This window comes from Clostridium moniliforme (genome assembly GCF_017873235.1).
Lineage (GTDB): Bacteria > Bacillota > Clostridia > Clostridiales > Clostridiaceae > Clostridium > Clostridium moniliforme.
Genome location: NZ_JAGGJZ010000004.1, coordinates 23,169 through 41,896 on the forward strand (window position 1 = coordinate 23,169; position 18,728 = coordinate 41,896).

The 18,728-nt window shown below is 33.2% G+C and carries 17 protein-coding genes, 1 tRNA gene and 1 other annotated feature; all 18 genes read left to right on the forward strand.

The genetic code is table 11. The features are described 5' to 3' along the window. The first annotated feature begins 35 nt into the window (after positions 1–35). The 18 genes from J2Z53_RS07535 (at position 36) to fusA (ending at position 18,599) form a co-directional block, all read left to right on the forward strand. A complete protein-coding gene (locus tag J2Z53_RS07535) occupies positions 36–452 on the forward strand; it encodes a Mini-ribonuclease 3 (protein WP_209796842.1) in 417 nt (138 codons plus the stop codon). Between the two features lie 30 nt (positions 453–482). Beyond that, positions 483–1,406 (forward strand): 23S rRNA (guanosine(2251)-2'-O)-methyltransferase RlmB, encoded by a 924-nt coding sequence (gene rlmB, locus J2Z53_RS07540; RefSeq protein WP_209796843.1) that lies wholly within the window; start codon positions 483–485, stop codon positions 1,404–1,406. Between the two features lie 15 nt (positions 1,407–1,421). Then, positions 1,422–1,934, forward strand: coding sequence for an NYN domain-containing protein (locus J2Z53_RS07545; RefSeq protein WP_209796844.1), 513 nt, complete (start codon positions 1,422–1,424; stop codon positions 1,932–1,934). A gap of 90 nt (positions 1,935–2,024) precedes the next feature. Beyond that, complete coding sequence (gene sigH, locus J2Z53_RS07550; RefSeq protein ID WP_209796845.1) at positions 2,025–2,645, forward strand: RNA polymerase sporulation sigma factor SigH; 621 nt, start codon at positions 2,025–2,027, stop codon at positions 2,643–2,645. Positions 2,646–2,722: 77 nt separating this feature from the next. Then, positions 2,723–2,798 (forward strand) — tRNA-Thr (locus tag J2Z53_RS07555). Positions 2,799–2,860: 62 nt separating this feature from the next. Beyond that, the gene (gene tuf, locus J2Z53_RS07560) at positions 2,861–4,054 is read left to right on the forward strand and encodes an elongation factor Tu (RefSeq protein ID WP_209796846.1); all 1,194 of its coding nucleotides are present in this window, start codon (positions 2,861–2,863) and stop codon (positions 4,052–4,054) included. A gap of 188 nt (positions 4,055–4,242) precedes the next feature. Beyond that, on the forward strand, positions 4,243–4,392 hold the full coding sequence (rpmG, locus tag J2Z53_RS07565) for a 50S ribosomal protein L33 (RefSeq protein WP_027099171.1): 150 nt from the start codon (positions 4,243–4,245) through the stop codon (positions 4,390–4,392). Between the two features lie 51 nt (positions 4,393–4,443). Next, complete coding sequence (gene secE, locus J2Z53_RS07570) at positions 4,444–4,671, forward strand: preprotein translocase subunit SecE (protein WP_209796847.1); 228 nt, start codon at positions 4,444–4,446, stop codon at positions 4,669–4,671. Between the two features lie 31 nt (positions 4,672–4,702). Then, positions 4,703–5,224 (forward strand): transcription termination/antitermination protein NusG, encoded by a 522-nt coding sequence (nusG, locus tag J2Z53_RS07575; RefSeq protein ID WP_209796848.1) that lies wholly within the window; start codon positions 4,703–4,705, stop codon positions 5,222–5,224. Positions 5,225–5,310: 86 nt separating this feature from the next. Then, positions 5,311–5,736, forward strand: a complete 426-nt coding sequence (rplK, locus tag J2Z53_RS07580; RefSeq protein WP_209796849.1) for a 50S ribosomal protein L11 — start codon at positions 5,311–5,313, stop codon at positions 5,734–5,736. Positions 5,737–5,790: 54 nt separating this feature from the next. Then, positions 5,791–6,480 carry a 50S ribosomal protein L1 gene (gene rplA, locus J2Z53_RS07585; RefSeq protein WP_209796850.1) on the forward strand — a complete coding sequence of 230 codons (690 nt, stop codon included), beginning with the start codon at positions 5,791–5,793 and terminating at the stop codon, positions 6,478–6,480. Between the two features lie 43 nt (positions 6,481–6,523). Continuing rightward, positions 6,524–6,657 (forward strand) — a sequence feature (ribosomal protein L10 leader region). Positions 6,658–6,689: 32 nt separating this feature from the next. Next, complete coding sequence (gene rplJ / locus J2Z53_RS07590) at positions 6,690–7,193, forward strand: 50S ribosomal protein L10 (RefSeq protein ID WP_209796851.1); 504 nt, start codon at positions 6,690–6,692, stop codon at positions 7,191–7,193. A 60-nt stretch (positions 7,194–7,253) separates the two neighbouring features. Further along, entirely contained in the window at positions 7,254–7,616 is a 363-nt protein-coding gene (gene rplL / locus J2Z53_RS07595) for a 50S ribosomal protein L7/L12 (RefSeq protein WP_209796852.1), read from the forward strand. A 366-nt stretch (positions 7,617–7,982) separates the two neighbouring features. Beyond that, the gene (rpoB, locus tag J2Z53_RS07600) at positions 7,983–11,693 is read left to right on the forward strand and encodes a DNA-directed RNA polymerase subunit beta (RefSeq protein ID WP_209796853.1); all 3,711 of its coding nucleotides are present in this window, start codon (positions 7,983–7,985) and stop codon (positions 11,691–11,693) included. A 20-nt stretch (positions 11,694–11,713) separates the two neighbouring features. Beyond that, positions 11,714–15,250: a DNA-directed RNA polymerase subunit beta' gene (rpoC, locus tag J2Z53_RS07605; protein ID WP_209796854.1), complete on the forward strand. Its 3,537-nt coding sequence runs from the start codon at positions 11,714–11,716 to the stop codon at positions 15,248–15,250. A gap of 209 nt (positions 15,251–15,459) precedes the next feature. Next, positions 15,460–15,834 (forward strand): 30S ribosomal protein S12, encoded by a 375-nt coding sequence (gene rpsL / locus J2Z53_RS07610; protein WP_209796855.1) that lies wholly within the window; start codon positions 15,460–15,462, stop codon positions 15,832–15,834. A 147-nt stretch (positions 15,835–15,981) separates the two neighbouring features. After that, complete coding sequence (rpsG, locus tag J2Z53_RS07615; protein WP_209796856.1) at positions 15,982–16,452, forward strand: 30S ribosomal protein S7; 471 nt, start codon at positions 15,982–15,984, stop codon at positions 16,450–16,452. 74 nt (positions 16,453–16,526) lie between these two features. Continuing rightward, positions 16,527–18,599 (forward strand): elongation factor G, encoded by a 2,073-nt coding sequence (fusA, locus tag J2Z53_RS07620; protein WP_209796857.1) that lies wholly within the window; start codon positions 16,527–16,529, stop codon positions 18,597–18,599. Positions 18,600–18,728 lie beyond the last annotated feature (129 nt).

Sequence of the window (18,728 nt, forward strand, 5' to 3'; positions counted from 1 at the left end):
AATTAAGCGCAGCCCTTATTTAAAGGAGTAATAATATGTTAGAGAATTTTAGAAATAGGGAATTTACAAAAGATGAAGCTAGAAGACTAAATCCACTTCAATTAGCATTAATAGGAGATGGAGCTTATGAATTATTTATAAGAGACTATATTATTTCAAATAATACAGAACTTTCAGCCCATAAAATTCATAGAGAAGCTATAAACTATGTTAAAGCAAAAAGTCAATCAGATATAATGCATGGAATAGAAGATTTATTAACAGAAGAGGAAAGCTATATTTATAAAAGAGGAAGAAATGCTAAGTCGGCAACTGTTCCTAAAAACGCAGATGTTAGAGATTATAGAATGGCGACAGGCTTTGAAGCTCTAGTTGGATACTTGTACTTAATAAATGATATAGAAAGACTAGAGTTTGTATTTAATAAAAGTATAGAAATATGTAAAAAATAAAAATATAACCTAAATAAGGAGTTATGTAAAATGACAAGAATAAAAAAGAGTAATCAAAATAGAAGAAGAGATGATAGAAAAAATAATAAATTTAGAGAAAATAGAGAAGTAGAAGGTGATTTTTCACCTAGAAACAAAGATAGTAAAAAATTTAGAGAAGAAAAACAATTTAAGCAAAGAGAAGAAAAAGTTTTAAGTAATAAACAAATAGAGCAAGTAAGAGAAGATTTAATAATAGGTAGAAATGCTGTTATGGAAGCATTAAAAAGCAAAAAAACAATAGAAGCGCTATATATAACAAATGGACCTAGAGAAGGTTCAATAAATGCAATAATAAATCTTGCAAAAGAAAATAGAATTGTGCTTAAAGAAGTAGATAAAAAGAAACTAGATTCAATGTCAGATGGAGCAGTACATCAAGGTGTAATAGCAAGAATAACACCATATAAATATTTTGAAGTAAAGGATATATTAGAGGAAGCAAAGAAAAAAGGTGAAGATCCATTCATAATAATATTAGATGAATTAGAAGATCCTCACAATTTAGGTTCAATAATCAGAACTGCGGAAACTTGTGGAGTACATGGTATTATAATTCCAAAAAGGAGAAATGTTGGTGTAACCCCTACTGTATATAAATCATCAGTTGGAGCAGTAGAACATGTAAAAATAGCAAAAGTTACTAACATAAACAACACTATAGATGATTTAAAATCTGAAGGAGTTTGGATTTATGGAGCAGATATAGAAGGACAAGAGTATAGTTACGAAGTGGACTTTAGTGGGCCTTGTGCATTGATAATAGGTAGTGAGGGTAGAGGAATATCAAAATTAACTCTTAAGAAATGCGATAAATTAGTTAAAATACCTATGATTGGAAAAATAAATTCTTTAAATGCATCAGTGGCTGGTGGTATAATGATGTATGAAGTATTAAAGGGTAGATTAAAATAAAAAGAGGGATGAATTTTGAAAATTATATTTATAGATGGATATAATGTATTAAATAGTTGGCCCAATTTAAAGGATTTAAAGAATATTAGTTTTGATGGAGCTAGAAATAAATTAGTAGATATATTGCATAACTATGGAAGTTATAATGGTTGTAAAGTGATTTTAGTATTTGATGGACATAAAGTTGCAGGCAATATAGAAAGTAAAGAAGAAGTTAATAAAAATTTATCTATAGTTTTTACTAAAGATGGTGAAACTGCTGACGGATATATAGAAAAAACAGTTCATGCTATTGGTAGAAGATATGAAGTTTATGTAGTTACATCAGATTGGTTAGAACAGCAAACTATATTTCAACGGGGAGCTGTAAGAATGTCTTCATTAGAATTTTATAATGAGATTGTTGGTTTGGAAAAGAAAATAAGAATAAAGACAGAAAGCAATATGCTTTCTCAAAAAAACAATTTAGGAGATAATGTTGATGATGATGTTTTAAATAAACTTGAGAAACTACGTAGAAGTCATTGATGTTGTTGACTTAGCTTTCAGTGCTATGTATAATAGCAGTTATATAAAGGGTTTTATTTTATGGTAAAATGTTGAAATGGTGGGTATTCTATGACTAAAAGTTTATGTTTTAAAGAAAAAAGTGATGAAGAAATCGCAGTAGAAGCTAAAAAAGGAAATGTAAAAGCACAAGAATATTTAATAAATAAATATGATAGTTTTATAAAAACTAAGGCAAAATCATATTTTTTAATTGGTGCAGATAAGGAGGATATTTATCAAGAAGGCATGATAGGTCTTTATAAAGCAATTAGAGACTTTAATCCAGATAAACTATCAACATTTAAAGCGTTTGCAGAACTTTGTGTAACAAGACAGATAATAACAGCAATAAAAACAGCAACAAGACAAAAACATATTCCATTAAATACTTATGTATCATTAAATAAACCTATTTATGAAGAAGAGTCTGAAAGAACCTTATTGGATGTTCTTTCAGGATTTAAAATAACAGATCCTGAAGAACTTGTTATAAGTCAAGAAGAAAAAGTAAGAATTGAAGAAGAAATAGAAAAAGTTTTATCAAGATTAGAATTAGAGGTACTAAATTCTTATCTTGATGGTAAATCATATCAAGAGATAGCATGTGATTTAGATAGGCATGCAAAATCAATAGATAATGCATTGCAAAGGGTAAAAAGAAAACTTGAAAAATGCCTTGATATAAAGTAGTGAATTTTTATTGACAAACAAAAAGAATGATAGTAAACTTTATAATTGGTATATTAAAGAAAACTCATAAATTGAGTGCTCACGTAGCTCAGTTGGAAGAGTGTCGCCTTGGTAAGGCGGAGGTCGTCGGTTCAATCCCGATCGTGAGCTCCAAATATATAAAAATGTACAAAACACTAGGCAAGGTTTATTAGAGTGATAAGGAGGAATTTATAATGTCAAAAGCAAAATTCGAAAGAAGTAAACCACACGTTAACATTGGAACAATAGGTCACGTAGACCACGGTAAGACAACATTAACAGCAGCTATTACAACAGTATTAGCAAACAAGGGATTCGCTGAATCATTCAAGTATGACGAAATTGATAAGGCACCAGAAGAAAAAGAAAGAGGAATCACAATCAACACAGCACACGTTGAGTATGAAACAGATAATAGACACTATGCTCACGTAGACTGCCCAGGACATGCTGACTACGTAAAGAACATGATCACAGGAGCAGCACAAATGGATGGAGCAATCTTAGTTGTATCAGCAGCAGATGGTCCAATGCCACAAACAAGAGAACATATCCTACTAGCATCAAGAGTTGGAGTTGACTATATCGTAGTATTCTTAAATAAAGCAGATATGGTTGATGATGAAGAATTACTTGAATTAGTAGAAATGGAAGTAAGAGAGTTATTAAGCGAATACAACTTCCCAGGAGATGATATTCCAGTAATAACAGGATCAGCATTAAAAGCATTAGAAAACCCAACAGATGAAGAAGCAACAAAATGCATCATGGAATTAATGGATGCAGTAGATAGCTACATTCCAACACCAGAAAGAGCAACAGATAAGCCATTCTTAATGCCAATCGAAGATGTATTCACAATCACTGGTAGAGGAACAGTTGCAACAGGAAGAGTTGAAAGAGGAGTACTACACATCGGAGACGAAGTAGAAATAGTAGGAATCAAAGACGAAACAAAGAAAACAGTTGTAACAGGAATAGAAATGTTCAGAAAGTTATTAGATGAAGCGCAAGCAGGAGATAACATAGGAGCATTATTAAGAGGAATTCAAAGAACAGAAATTGAAAGAGGTCAAGTATTAGCAAAACCTGGAACAGTAACACCACACAAGAAGTTCGTAGGTCAAGTATACGTACTTAAAAAAGAAGAAGGTGGAAGACATACTCCATTCTTTGATGGATACAGACCACAATTCTACTTCAGAACAACTGACGTAACAGGATCAATAAAATTACCAGATGGAATGGAAATGGTAATGCCAGGAGACCACATCGACATGAACGTTGAATTAATCACACCAGTAGCAATGGATGAAGGATTAAGATTCGCAATCAGAGAAGGTGGAAGAACAGTAGGTTCAGGAGTTGTTACTAAGATAGTTGAATAATATTGATTAAGATTGTCAAATATATTTTAATAAGGACTGGGTAAGATACCTAGTCCTTTCCAAAGGACATATTATTGACAGTTTAAATAAATTGTGATAATGTGAGAAAGTAACTCATAAAGTCACGAAATAGATACAGTAAGAGGTATGCCTCTTAAAATATATATTTAAAACTGGAGGTGCAGACCGTGAGAGTAAAGATAACTTTAGCATGCACAGAGTGTAAACAAAGAAACTATAACTCAATGAAGAACAAGAAGAATAACCCAGATAGAATGGAAATGCAAAAGTATTGCAAATTCTGTAAAAAGCACACTCTTCATAGAGAAACAAAATAGTTAGCGATTAAGTAAAGACACAGACTTACTTTGATATAAGGATGTGAAATTATGACTGGTAATAATAAAAACCAAAATAGTGCTACTTCTAAAGGTGGCATGTTTAAATTCTTTAAGGATGTGAAAGCAGAGTTCAAAAGAATAATGTGGCCATCCAAAGAGGAAACAAAAAAAGCATTGATTGCAGTTCTTGGATTCACTACTATATACATAGTATTAGTGGGGGGTCTAGATTATATTTTTCAAAACCTCTTTGAAGTAGTTTTGAAACTTAGGTAAAAGGAGGTTTGGGTGTTAATCACCGATTAATATGAGTGAAAGAGCAAGATGGTACGTAGTACATACGTATTCTGGATATGAAAACAAAGTCAAAGTTAATATTGAGAAAGTTGTTGAAAATAGACATCTTGAATCATTAATTCACGACATCCAAATACCAATGGAAGAAGTAATTGAAGAGAAAGATGGAAAGCAAAAAGTTTCTCTTAAAAAGAAATTTCCTGGATACGTAATAGTAAAAATGCTAATGACAGACGAATCTTGGTATGTTGTTAGAAACACAAGAGGCGTAACTGGCTTTGTGGGACCTGGATCTAAACCAGTTCCTCTTACTGAAGATGAGATTGAATCAATGGGAGTAATAGAACTACCTAAAGAAATTGATCTTGAAGTAGGTGAGAGCGTAAAAGTTATATCAGGACCACTTAGAGAATTCGTGGCAACAATTCAAGAAATAAATCTTGAAAAGCAAAAAATTAAAGCTTCAGTTGATATGTTTGGAAGAGAAACATTAGCTGAACTAGACTTTAATCAAGTAGAAAAATTAGTTTAATTAATAAATTATAACTAATCTTTTAATTAAGTGGGAGGACAAAAAATTATTGTCCGTATACACCACAGTATAGGAGGAATAACAAAATGGCTAAGAAAGTAACTGGAATGATTAAACTTCAACTTGCTGCAGGAAAGGCAACTCCTGCTCCACCAGTTGGTCCAGCTTTAGGACAACACGGTGTAAACATAATGGGATTCTGTAAGGAGTTTAATGCAAAAACTGCTAATCAAGCTGGATTAATAATACCAGTAGTAATCACAGTTTACCAAGACAGATCATTTAGTTTTATATTAAAGACTCCTCCAGCTGCAGTTCTAATAAAGAAAGAATTAGGACTTGAAAGCGGATCAGGAGTTCCAAACAGAACAAAGGTTGGAAAATTAACTAAAGATCAATTAAAGAAAATCGCAGAAACAAAAATGCCTGACTTAAATGCTGCAAATATCGAGAGTGCAATGAGAATGATCGAAGGAACAGCTAAGAGTATGGGTGTAACTATTGAAGAGTAATTCACAAAAATAGTGGGAGGTAAGAACCGCTAATACCACAAAGGAGGCTTATTAATGGGAAAGAAATATGTTGAAAGTGCAAAGTTAATAGATAAAAGTGCTTTATATAATCCAGCAGAGGCTTTAGAGCTTGCTGTTAAAACTGCAAAAGCTAATTTCGATGAAACAATCGAAGTACACGTTAGACTTGGTGTAGATCCAAGACATGCTGACCAACAAGTAAGAGGTGCAGTAGTGTTACCAAACGGAACTGGTAAAAACGTAAGAGTTTTAGTTTTCGCAAAAGGAGATAAAGCTAAAGAAGCTCAAGAAGCGGGAGCAGATTTCGTTGGAGCTGAAGAATTAGTTCAAAAGATCCAATCAGAAAACTGGTTCGACTACGATGTAGTTGTAGCAACTCCAGATATGATGGGTGTAGTTGGTAGAATAGGTAGAGTTTTAGGACCTAAAGGATTAATGCCAAACCCTAAATCAGGAACTGTAACATTTGATGTTGCAAAAGCAATAGCAGAAATCAAAGCTGGTAAAGTAGAATACAGATTAGATAAAACTGCTATAGTACACTGTCCAATCGGAAAGAAATCTTTTGGTGCTGAAAAGTTACATGAAAACTTTAAGACTTTAATGGAAGCTTTAGTTAAGGCTAAACCAGCTGCTGCTAAGGGACAATATATGAAGTCAGTTACAGTAACTAGCACAATGGGACCTGGAGCAAAAATTAATCCAGCAAAAGTTACAGAATAATTATTGACTTAATAAAAATTAAGTGATATAATAAATTTCGTTGAAAAAATGAAATAATGTTCCGTAGACAGTAGGTGCATATTGCATAACGTATAACTACCTACCGAGGGTTCTTTATAAACATATAGTTTATTTAAGGTCTTCCTCTGTCTACGGGAAGACCTTTTTAATACATTAAGCAGTTAATACTGTGAGGAGGTGGACACACAGTGAACAAGAACAGACAATTAAAGGAAGCAAAAGTTGCTGAAATTAAAGAAAAGTTAGAAAAATCACAAAGCGTTGTTTTAGCTAGCTATCAAGGTCTAACTGTTGAAGAAGACACTCAATTAAGAAAGAACTTAAGAGAAGCAGGAATAGAGTACAGAGTATACAAAAATACTTTAGTTACTTTAGCAGCTAAGGAATTAGGTTTAGAAGGTATTGTTCAATACTTAGAAGGACCAGTTTCAATGGCATTTGGATATGAAGATGCTACAGCTCCAGCAAGAATCTTAAATGATTTCGCTAAGGACCACAAGAAGTTAGAATTAAAAGCAGGTGTAGTTGATGGAGAAGTTTATGATCAAGCAATGATCACAAAGATCGCATCAATACCATCAAAAGAAGTTCTTATTGCAAAACTTCTTGGAAGTATCAAGGCTCCATTATCAAACCTTGCATACTTATTAAATGCAATAAAAGAAAAGAAGGAAGCTGAATCAGCTGAGTAATAATTAACTTAATTAAGAAGTTAAACATTGTTTTTTAAAAAATTTGGAGGTGCAATTAAAATGACAAGAGAAGATATCATTCAAGCTATAAAAGAAATGAGCGTTTTAGAATTAAATGAATTAGTAACTGCTTGCGAAGAAGAATTTGGAGTAAGCGCTGCTGCACCAGTAGCAGTAGCAGGAGCAGTAGCTGGTGGAGCTGCTGAAGAAAAGACTGAATTCGACGTAGTTTTAGCTAGCGCTGGAGCTAACAAGATTAAGGTTATCAAAGTAGTAAGAGAAATAACTGGATTAGGATTAAAGGATGCTAAGGAAATAGTTGACGGAGCTCCTAAGACACTTAAAGAAGCTGTAGCTAAAGAAGAAGCTGAAGAAATGAAAGCTAAATTAGCTGAAGTTGGAGCTGAAGTAGAATTAAAGTAATTTTACTTTAATTAAATTTTGAAATGTATATAAAAGGTGCTAGATTTAGCACCTTTTTATTTTCTAAGGATAATGTTTTGAAACTATATAAACTATCCAATTCTATATAAGGATATTTTATATAGTTTTATTTATAATAAAATTATAAAAATAGATAGAATTGCTTCGGAAAAATGTTGACATTGGTAATATGTTGTGATACTATCATTTAATGTACTATTCATTATGGATAAGTATATTAAATTGGGAAAAAAAGTATAACTATGTTTTGTTTGGTTATACTAAAAGATGACGCTGTCCGAAAGCTAAAGTCCTTAGGGAAGTTATGCTTTTGGTTATTTTAGTTTATACAAGGGGTGAAAATTCATGGTACATCCTGTCCAATCTGGAAAAAGAACAAGAATGAGTTTTGGTAAAGTTAAAGATGTAACAGAAATGCCAAATCTTATTGAAGTACAATTAGATTCTTATGACTGGTTTCTTAAAGAAGGTTTACATGAGGTATTTGACGATATAAATCCTATTGGAAACTTTACTGGAAATTTAGTACTTGAATTTATTGATTACAAACTTGATATGGATAATATTAAGTACACGGTGGAGGAATGTAAGGAGAGAGATTCAACTTATGCTGCACCACTAAAAGTCTCAGTACGACTTACAAATAATGAAACTGGAGAAATCAAAGAACAAGAGGTATTTATGGGAGACTTCCCATTAATGACTGAACAAGGTACTTTTATTATTAATGGTGCTGAAAGAGTTATTGTTAGCCAATTAGTAAGATCTCCAGGGGTATACTATAGCCTAAATAGAGATAAGAGTGGTAAAAAGCTATTCTCATCAACTGTTATACCAAATAGAGGTGCATGGCTTGAGTATGAAACAGATTCTAACGATATAATATCAGTTAGAATAGATAAAACAAGAAAACTTCCAATAACTATACTAGCGAGAGCTATGGGATTTGGAAGTGACCAAGAGTTATTAGACTATTTTGGCGAAGAAGAAAGATTAAAAGCGACAATAGAAAAAGATAACACTAAGACTAAGGAAGAAGCTTTACTTGAAATCTATAAGAGATTAAGACCAGGTGAACCACCTACAGTTGATAGTGCTGTATCTTTAATAGATTCATTATTCTTTGATGCTAAAAGATATGATTTATCAAGAGTTGGTAGATATAAGTTTAATAAGAAGTTAGCTATAAACTTAAGACTAGCAAACCAAGTTGCTGCTGTTGATGTAGTAAATCCTGAAACAGGAGAAATAATGGTTGAGCAAGGACAAAAAATATCAAGAGAAATGGCAGAAGAAATTCAAAATGTTGGGATTAATTCAGTCGATGTATTAATAGAAGACAAAGTTATAAGAGTAATTGGTAATCACTTTGTTGATATTAAGAAACATATTTCATTTGATATAAGTGATCTTCATATTAAAGAATTAGTTCACTATCCAACATTAAAGGAAATTCTTGATAATTTTAGTGATGAACAAAGTATTAAAGAAGAAATCAAAAAGAACATTACAAGATTAATTCCAAAACATATTATTAAGGATGATATATTTGCAACAATAAGTTATGAATTAGGATTAGCTTATGGTATTGGTTATGTGGATGACATAGACCATTTAGGAAATAGAAGATTAAGATCAGTTGGAGAATTACTACAAAATCAATTTAGAATTGGTTTATCAAGAATGGAAAGAGTAGTTAAGGAAAGAATGACTATTCAAGACCAAGAAGCAATTACTCCACAAATGTTAATTAACATAAGACCAGTTGCAGCTGCTATTAAGGAATTCTTTGGTAGTTCACAATTATCACAATTCATGGATCAAACAAATCCATTATCAGAATTAACTCATAAGAGAAGATTATCTGCATTAGGACCAGGAGGACTTTCAAGAGAAAGAGCTGGATTCGAAGTTAGAGACGTTCACCATTCACACTATGGAAGAATGTGTCCTATAGAAACTCCTGAAGGACCTAACATAGGATTAATTAACTCATTAGCTACATATGCTAAAGTTAATGAATATGGATTTATAGAAACTCCTTACAGAATTGTTGATAAAGAAAACAAAAGAGCTACTGATGAAATAAGATACTTCACTGCTGATGAGGAAGACCAATATCTAGTAGCTCAAGCTAATGAGCCATTAGATGAGACAGGACACTTTGTACATGATAAGGTAACTGTTAGATACATGGAAGAAGTTATAGTAATTCCAGCAAATGAAGTTGATTTAATGGACGTTTCACCAAGACAAATAGTATCTGTAGCTACAGCTATGATTCCTTTCCTTGAAAATGATGACGCATCAAGAGCTCTTATGGGATCAAACATGCAACGTCAAGCAGTTCCACTATTAAAGCCACAAGCTCCAATAGTTGGTACAGGAATAGAATTTAGAGCAGCAGCAGATTCAGGGGTTCTACCTAAAGCTAAAAATGCTGGGGTAGTAACTTATGTAAGTGCTAGTGAGATTAAAGTTAAGAGAGATATTGATGGAGGAATAGATTCTTACAAGTTATTAAAGTTTAAGAGAAGTAACCAAGGTACTTGTATAAATCAAAGACCATTAGTAAGTACAGGGGAAATGGTATTTAAGAACCAAGTTCTTGCAGATGGACCTTCAACAGATTTAGGAGAAATAGCATTAGGAAAGAACATCAGAATGGGATTCATAACTTGGGAAGGTTATAACTATGAGGATGCTATGCTTATTTCAGAAGAGTTAGTAAGAGAAGATGTATTTACATCAATTCATATAGAAGAATATGAATGTGAAGCTAGAGATACAAAGCTTGGACCAGAAGAAATAACTAGAGATATTCCTAATGTAAGTGAAGATGCATTAAAGGATATTGATGAAAGAGGAATAATAAGAATTGGAGCTGAAGTAAGATCAGGAGATATCCTTGTTGGAAAAGTAACTCCAAAGGGAGAAACTGAATTAACAGCAGAAGAAAGATTATTAAGAGCTATTTTCGGTGAGAAGGCTAGAGAAGTTAGAGATACTTCATTAAGAGTTCCTCATGGGGAAGCTGGTATCATAGTAGATATAAAAGTATTCACTAGAGAAAATGGGGATGAATTAAATCCTGGAGTTAATGAGCTTGTAAGATGTTATATAGCTCAAAAAAGAAAAATATCAGTTGGAGATAAAATGGCCGGACGTCATGGTAACAAGGGGGTTATCTCAAGAGTACTTCCAGAAGAAGATATGCCTTTCCTACCAGATGGTAGACCACTTCAAATATGCTTAAACCCACTAGGGGTTCCATCACGTATGAATATTGGTCAGGTACTAGAAGTACACTTAGGTTGGGCAGCTAGTGCATTAGGATGGCACATTGCTACTCCAGTATTCGATGGTGCAACAGAATCAGATATAGAACAATGCTTAGTAGATGCTGGATATAATGCAAATGGTAAGACTGTTTTATATGATGGTAGAACAGGAGAAGCATTTGATAACGAAGTTACAGTTGGAATAATGTATATCCTAAAACTTGCTCACTTAGTTGATGACAAGATTCATGCTAGATCAACTGGTCCTTATTCATTAGTTACTCAACAACCACTTGGAGGTAAAGCTCAATTTGGTGGTCAAAGATTTGGAGAAATGGAAGTTTGGGCACTAGAAGCATATGGTGCAGCACATACATTACAAGAAATCTTAACTGTTAAATCAGATGATGTTGTTGGTAGAGTTAAAACTTATGAAGCAATAGTTAAGGGAGAAAATATTCCAGAACCAGGAGTTCCAGAATCATTTAAGGTTCTTATAAAGGAATTACAAGCACTTTGCTTAGATGTTAAAGTTCTTAATGATGATAATGAAGAAGTAAGACTTAAAGAATTAGCTGAAGATGATGATTCAGCTGATTTAGAAGTAAATATTGAAGGAACAGAAGAATTTATTCAACAACCTGCTAAAGATTCTGAAGATAGTTATACTTCAGAAATAGATAGTGAAGATGAAGTTGAAGAAGAGTATGAAGGGTTTCAGTTAGAAGAGTTTCAAGATAACTTAGAGCTTGATGATTTTAATGATGAACACTAATTTTGAAGGGAGGATTACCCTTGTTTGAATTAAATAATTTTGATGCCATACAAATAGGCTTAGCATCCCCTGAACAAATCAGAGAATGGTCAAGGGGAGAAGTTAAAAAACCAGAAACAATAAATTACAGAACTTTAAAGCCAGAGAGAGACGGTTTATTCTGTGAAAGAATATTTGGACCAATGAAAGATTGGGAATGTCACTGTGGTAAGTACAAGAGAGTTAGATATAAAGGTATAGTTTGTGATAGATGTGGAGTTGAAGTTACTAAAGCTAAAGTAAGAAGAGAAAGAATGGGGCATATTGAACTTGCTGCCCCAGTTTCTCACATTTGGTACTTTAAAGGAATTCCATCAAGAATGGGATTGATACTTGACATGTCACCAAGATCATTAGAGAAAATTTTATATTTTGCTTCATATGTTGTAATTGATCCAAAAGAAACACCATTATTAAAGAAACAACTTCTTAATGAGAAAGAATATAGAGAAGCAGTAGATAAATATGGTGAAGAAAGTTTCGTTGCAGGAATGGGAGCTGAAGCTGTTCAAGAACTTTTAGGTGAAATTGACTTAGAAGCTAGTTCAAGAGAATTAAAAGAAGAATTAAAACAAAGTACAGGTCAAAAGAAAGTGAGAATAATTAGAAGATTAGAAGTTGTTGAATCATTTAGATCATCAGGAAATGATCCAAAATGGATGATTATAGATGTTATACCTGTAATACCACCAGATTTAAGACCTATGGTTCAATTAGATGGTGGAAGATTTGCAACATCAGACTTAAATGACCTTTACAGAAGAGTTATAAATAGAAATAACAGATTAAAGAAACTATTAGATTTAGGAGCACCTGACATTATAGTTAGAAACGAAAAGAGAATGCTTCAAGAAGCAGTAGATGCTCTTATAGATAATGGTAGAAGAGGAAGAGCTGTTACTGGTCCTGGAAACAGACCATTAAAATCTCTTTCAGATATGCTTAAAGGTAAGCAAGGAAGATTTAGACAAAACTTACTTGGTAAGAGAGTTGACTATTCTGGTAGATCAGTTATCGTTGTTGGGCCAGAATTACAAATGTACCAATGTGGTCTTCCAAAAGAAATGGCTCTTGAATTATTCAAGCCATTTGTAATGAAGAAATTAGTTCAAGATGGAGTTGCACATAATATAAAAAGTGCAAAGAGAATGGTAGAAAGAGTAATGCCACAAGTATGGGATGTATTAGAACAAGTAATTACAGACCATCCAGTATTACTTAACCGTGCCCCTACACTACACAGACTTGGAATTCAAGCTTTCCAACCTGTATTAGTTGAAGGTAGAGCTATTAAACTACATCCATTAGTATGTACAGCTTATAATGCAGACTTTGATGGAGACCAAATGGCTGTTCACGTACCATTATCAGTTGAAGCTCAAGCAGAGGCTAGATTCTTAATGCTTGCAGCAGGAAACATAATGAAACCATCAGATGGTAAGCCAGTTTGTGTACCTACACAAGATATGGTTCTTGGTTCTTACTATATTACTATGGAAAGAGAAGGAGCTAAAGGAAGCGGAAAGTATTTCTCATCAAAAGATGAAGCGATAATGGCTTATCAAGTTAAAGAACTAGAAATTCATGCAGATATTTTTGTAAGAATGTTTAAGGAAATTGACGGAGAAGTTAAATCAGGAATAATAAAAACTACTGTAGGTAAAATAATATTCAATGAATCAATTCCTCAAGATTTAGGATTTGTTGATAGAAGCAATCCAGATGATTTATTTAAATTAGAAGTAGACTTTTTAATAACTAAAAAATCATTAGGAAAGATAATAGATAAGTGTTACATGAAACATGGACCAACACAAACTTCTATAATGCTAGACAAAATTAAAGCTACAGGATATCATTACTCTTCAATTGGAGCTGTTACAGTTTCAGCTTCAGATATGATAGTACCTGATGCTAAATATGATCTATTAAAAGATGCTGATGAAACAGTAGAAAAGATAGAGAAAATGTACAAAAGAGGTTTCATATCAGAAGATGAAAGATATGAAAGAGTTATAGAAAAATGGACTAAGACAACAGAAGATGTTGCTAATGCACTAATGGATAGCTTGGATAAATGGAATCCAATATTCATGATGGCTGACTCTGGAGCCAGAGGTTCTAAGTCACAAATTAAGCAATTAGCTGGTATGAGAGGACTTATGGCTAGTCCATCAGGTAAAATCCTTGAGTTACCAATTAGAGCATCATTTAGAGAAGGTCTTGATGTGTTAGAGTACTTTATTTCAACTCACGGAGCTAGAAAAGGTAATGCTGATACAGCTCTTAAGACAGCTGACTCAGGATACTTAACAAGAAGACTTGTTGATGTATCACAAGATGTTATTGTTAGAGAAGAAGATTGTGGAACTGATGAAGGTATAGTTGTTAGTGAAATAAGAGAAGGTAGCGAAATAATTGAAGAATTAAAAGAAAGATTAACTGGAAGATATGCAGCAGAAGATGTTCTTCATCCTGAAACAGGTGAAATATTAGTTTCAAAGAACGAATATATGGATGGAGAATTAGCTGAAAAGATTAGCGATGCTGGAGTTAAGAAAGTTAAGATTAGATCAGCCTTCACATGTGGATGTAAGATTGGTGTTTGTGCTAAATGTTATGGTATGAACATGGCAACAGCTCAAAAGATTAATATTGGTGAAGCTGTTGGTATAATAGCTGCACAATCAATTGGAGAGCCTGGTACTCAGCTTACAATGAGAACATTCCATACTGGTGGTGTTGCATCAGCAGGGGATATAACTCAAGGTCTTCCTAGAGTTGAAGAATTATTTGAAGCTAGAAAACCAAAGGGACTTGCAATTGTAAGTGAAATAGATGGTACTGTAAGAGTAGAAGAAACTAAGAAGAAGAGAATTGTTCATGTAATGGGAGCAGATGGAGAAGAAATAAGTTATGATATTCCATTTGGATCAAGAGTTAAAGTTTCAAATGATGATTACATTGAAGCTGGAGATGAGATTACAGAAGGTTCAGTAAATCCTCATGATATAATGGCCATTAAAGGTGTTGATGGAGCTAGAAGATATCTTTTATCAGAAGTTCAAAAAGTTTATAGACTACAAGGTGTTGATATCAATGATAAGCACTTAGAAGTAGTTATTAAGCAAATGACTAGAAAAGTAAAAGTTACTGAATCAGGTGATACAAATCTTTTACCAGGTACTACAATAGATATGTTTGACTTTAATAGTGAAAATGATAGAGTAAGAGAATTTGGTGGTGAAGAAGCTAAAGGAGATCAAGTATTACTTGGTATTACTAAAGCAGCTCTTGCTACTGATAGTTTCTTATCAGCAGCATCATTCCAAGAAACTACAAGAGTTCTTACAGAAGCAGCAATTAAAGGAAAAGTTGATCCATTAGTAGGATTAAAAGAAAATGTTATAATAGGTAAATTAATACCAGCTGGAACTGGAATGATGAAATACAGATCAGCAAGACTAGATATTGAAGATAATAAAATTGAAGATAATATAATAGGAAATGCTGAATAAAAATTAATTTTATTGACATGTGTATTATGAAATGATAAAATACGTGTTGTGTGTTTAATACAAAATACAACAAAATAATTGTCTACATTACTTCATGGAGACAAAGTTTTACTTTGTCTCATGAGGTTTTAATATAAAATGTAGTCAAGATAAATTCGTTTTATCTAATAAATTTTTATATAGATAAATAAAATTCAGGAGGTGAAAGAATGCCAACTATAAGCCAATTAGTTAGAAAAGGAAGAAAAGTTGCTGTGAACCAATCAACAGCTCCAGCACTAAAAAACTGTCCACAAAAAAGAGGAGTATGTACAGTTGTTAAAACATCAACTCCTAAAAAGCCTAACTCAGCCCTAAGAAAGGTTGCCAGAGTAAGACTTACAAACGGATATGAAGTTACTGCATACATTGGTGGTGTAGGACACAACTTACAAGAGCACAGTGTTGTTCTTATAAGAGGTGGAAGAGTAAAAGACCTTCCTGGGGTTAGATACCATATCGTAAGAGGAGCACTTGACTGTGCTGGTGTAGCTAACAGAATGCAAGGAAGATCAAAGTACGGTGCTAAGAGACCTAAGAAGTAGGATTTCTTAAATTAATTTAGTGCTTATCTTCAAAATTTACGTAGATTTATGAATTAAGTTTATATAGATGATGAGAAAAGCACTTTGCGACATATAAATGTCGAGTACCGATGAACTTAAATTTAAATTGTTAAGGAGGGAAGAAAAGTGCCAAGAAAAGGACATATAGCAAAAAGAGACGTTTTAGCGGATCCAGTATACAACTCAAAGGTTGTTACTAAGTTAATAAACGGAATCATGCTTGACGGTAAAAAAGGAGTAGCACAAAAAATATGCTACCAAGCGTTTGAAACTATGGCAGAGAAAACTGGTAAAGATGCTTTAGAAGTTTTTGAAGAAGCTATGAATAACGTAATGCCATTACTAGAAGTTAAGGCAAGAAGAATAGGTGGAGCTACTTATCAAGTTCCAATAGAAGTTAGAGCAGAAAGAAGACAGACTTTAGGTATCAGATGGATACTAGCTGCTGCTAGAAAAAGAGGAGAAAAGTTAATGTGTGAGAGATTAGCAAGTGAATTATTAGACGCTGCTAATAACACAGGTGCAGCTGTTAAGAAGAGAGAAGACACTCATAAAATGGCTGAAGCAAACAAAGCATTCGCTCACTACAGATACTAATTTCAAGACTGTTTTGGCTTCAGCCAAAACAGTCTTGTTGAATTTAAAATTACTCATTGAGAGGAGGAATTATTGTGTCAAGAGAATTTCCTTTAGAAAAATTTCGTAATATAGGAATAATGGCTCATATAGATGCTGGTAAAACAACAACTACTGAGCGTATTTTATTCTACACTGGTAGAACACATAAAATCGGAGAAACACATGATGGTGCTTCACAAATGGACTGGATGGCGCAAGAGCAAGAAAGAGGTATAACTATCACTTCTGCTGCTACATTCTGTAAGTGGAAGGGATATGCAATTAATATAATTGATACTCCTGGACACGTAGATTTCACTGTTGAGGTTGAAAGATCATTAAGATGTCTAGATAGTGCTATCACTGTATTAGATGCTAAGAGTGGTGTTGAACCACAAACTGAAACTGTTTGGACACAAGCAGATAATTATGGAGTACCAAGAGCAATCTATGTAAATAAGATGGATGCTACTGGAGCAGACTTCTATGCTTGTATTAATTCAGTTAGAGATAGATTAAAAGCTAATGCTGTAGCTATCCAAATACCAATAGGAGCAGAAGAAAATTTCGTAGGTATGATAGACCTTATGGAAAATGTAGCTCTTATTCATAAAGACGACTTAGGAAAAGACATAGAAAGAGGGGAAATCCCAGCTGAATTAAAAGATAAGGCAGAAGAATACAGAAACCTTATGATTGAAGCAATAGCAGAAACTGATGAAGAGTTAATGATGAAATACCTAGATGGTGAAGAGTTAACTAAAGAAGAATTAAAGGCAGCTTTAAGAAAAGCTACTATTAATAATGAAATAGTTCCTGTAATTTGTGGTTCATCATACAAAAATAAAGGTGTTCAAGAAATGATCGACTTAGTTGTTGATTACTTACCATCACCAATAGATATCCCACCAGTTAAAGGTGTAGATGTAGATGATCCAGAAGTAGTATTAGAAAGAGAAGCAAGTGATGATGCTCCAATGTCAGCATTAGCATTTAAAATAGCTACTGATCCATTCGTAGGAAGACTTGCATTTACAAGAGTTTACTCAGGAATAATGGAAAGTGGTACTTATGTTCTTAACTCTACTAAGGGTAAGAAAGAAAGAATCGGAAGATTAGTTAAGATGCATGCTAATTCAAGACAAGAAATCAGTGAATTAAGAGCTGGTGATTTAGGTGCTATAGTTGGATTAAAGAATACAACAACTGGAGATACTTTATGTGATGAAGCACATCCAATTATACTTGAAAGTATGGAATTCCCAGAACCAGTTATTTCAATCGCTATAGAGCCAAAGACTAAGGCAGGTCAAGAAAAGATGGGTATAGCTTTAGCTAAGTTAGCAGAAGAAGATCCAACTTTCAAGACTTGGACTAACCAAGAAACAGGTCAAACAATTATCGCTGGTATGGGTGAATTACACTTAGATATCATTGTTGATAGATTACAAAGAGAATTCAAAGTTGAATGTAACGTAGGAGCTCCACAAGTTGCTTACAAAGAAACTATCAAGAAAGCTGTTAAAGCTGAAGGTAAGTTTGTAAGACAATCAGGTGGTAGAGGACAATACGGACATTGTTGGATAGAAATGATGCCAACAGATGGAGAATATGAATTCGAAAATGCTATAGTTGGAGGAGCTATTCCAAGAGAATATGTTCCAGCTGTAGATGCAGGTATCCAAGAAGCTGCTGAAAGCGGTGTTATTGCTGGATTCCCAACTATAAACTTTAAAGTAAAATGTTTCGATGGTTCATACCATGATGTCGATTCATCAGAAATGGCATTCAAGATTGCTGGATCAATGGCATTTAAGAACGCTATGAAGAAAGCAGATCCTACATTACTTGAACCTTCAATGAAGGTAGAAGTAGTTGTACCAGAAGAGTACATGGGAGATGTAATGGGTGATATTAACTCAAGAAGAGGTAGAATTGAAGGTATGGAACAAAGAAATGGTCGTCAAGTTATTAGAGCATTTGTACCACTATCAGAAATGTTCGGATATGCAACTACATTAAGATCAAGAACACAAGGTAGAGGAACTTATGTAATGTCATTTGACCATTATGAAGAAGTACCAAAGAGCATTCAAGAAGAAATAGCTGGTAAGAAAGCTAAATAGTTTCTTAATTAAAATAGTAAATTAGAGAGAGTTACAATTGATATATTTATTAATTGTAGTTCTTCTCTCAATTAAATAGATTGAAAATATTTTAAATATTATATTGTTTAAAATATTTCATACCAAGTT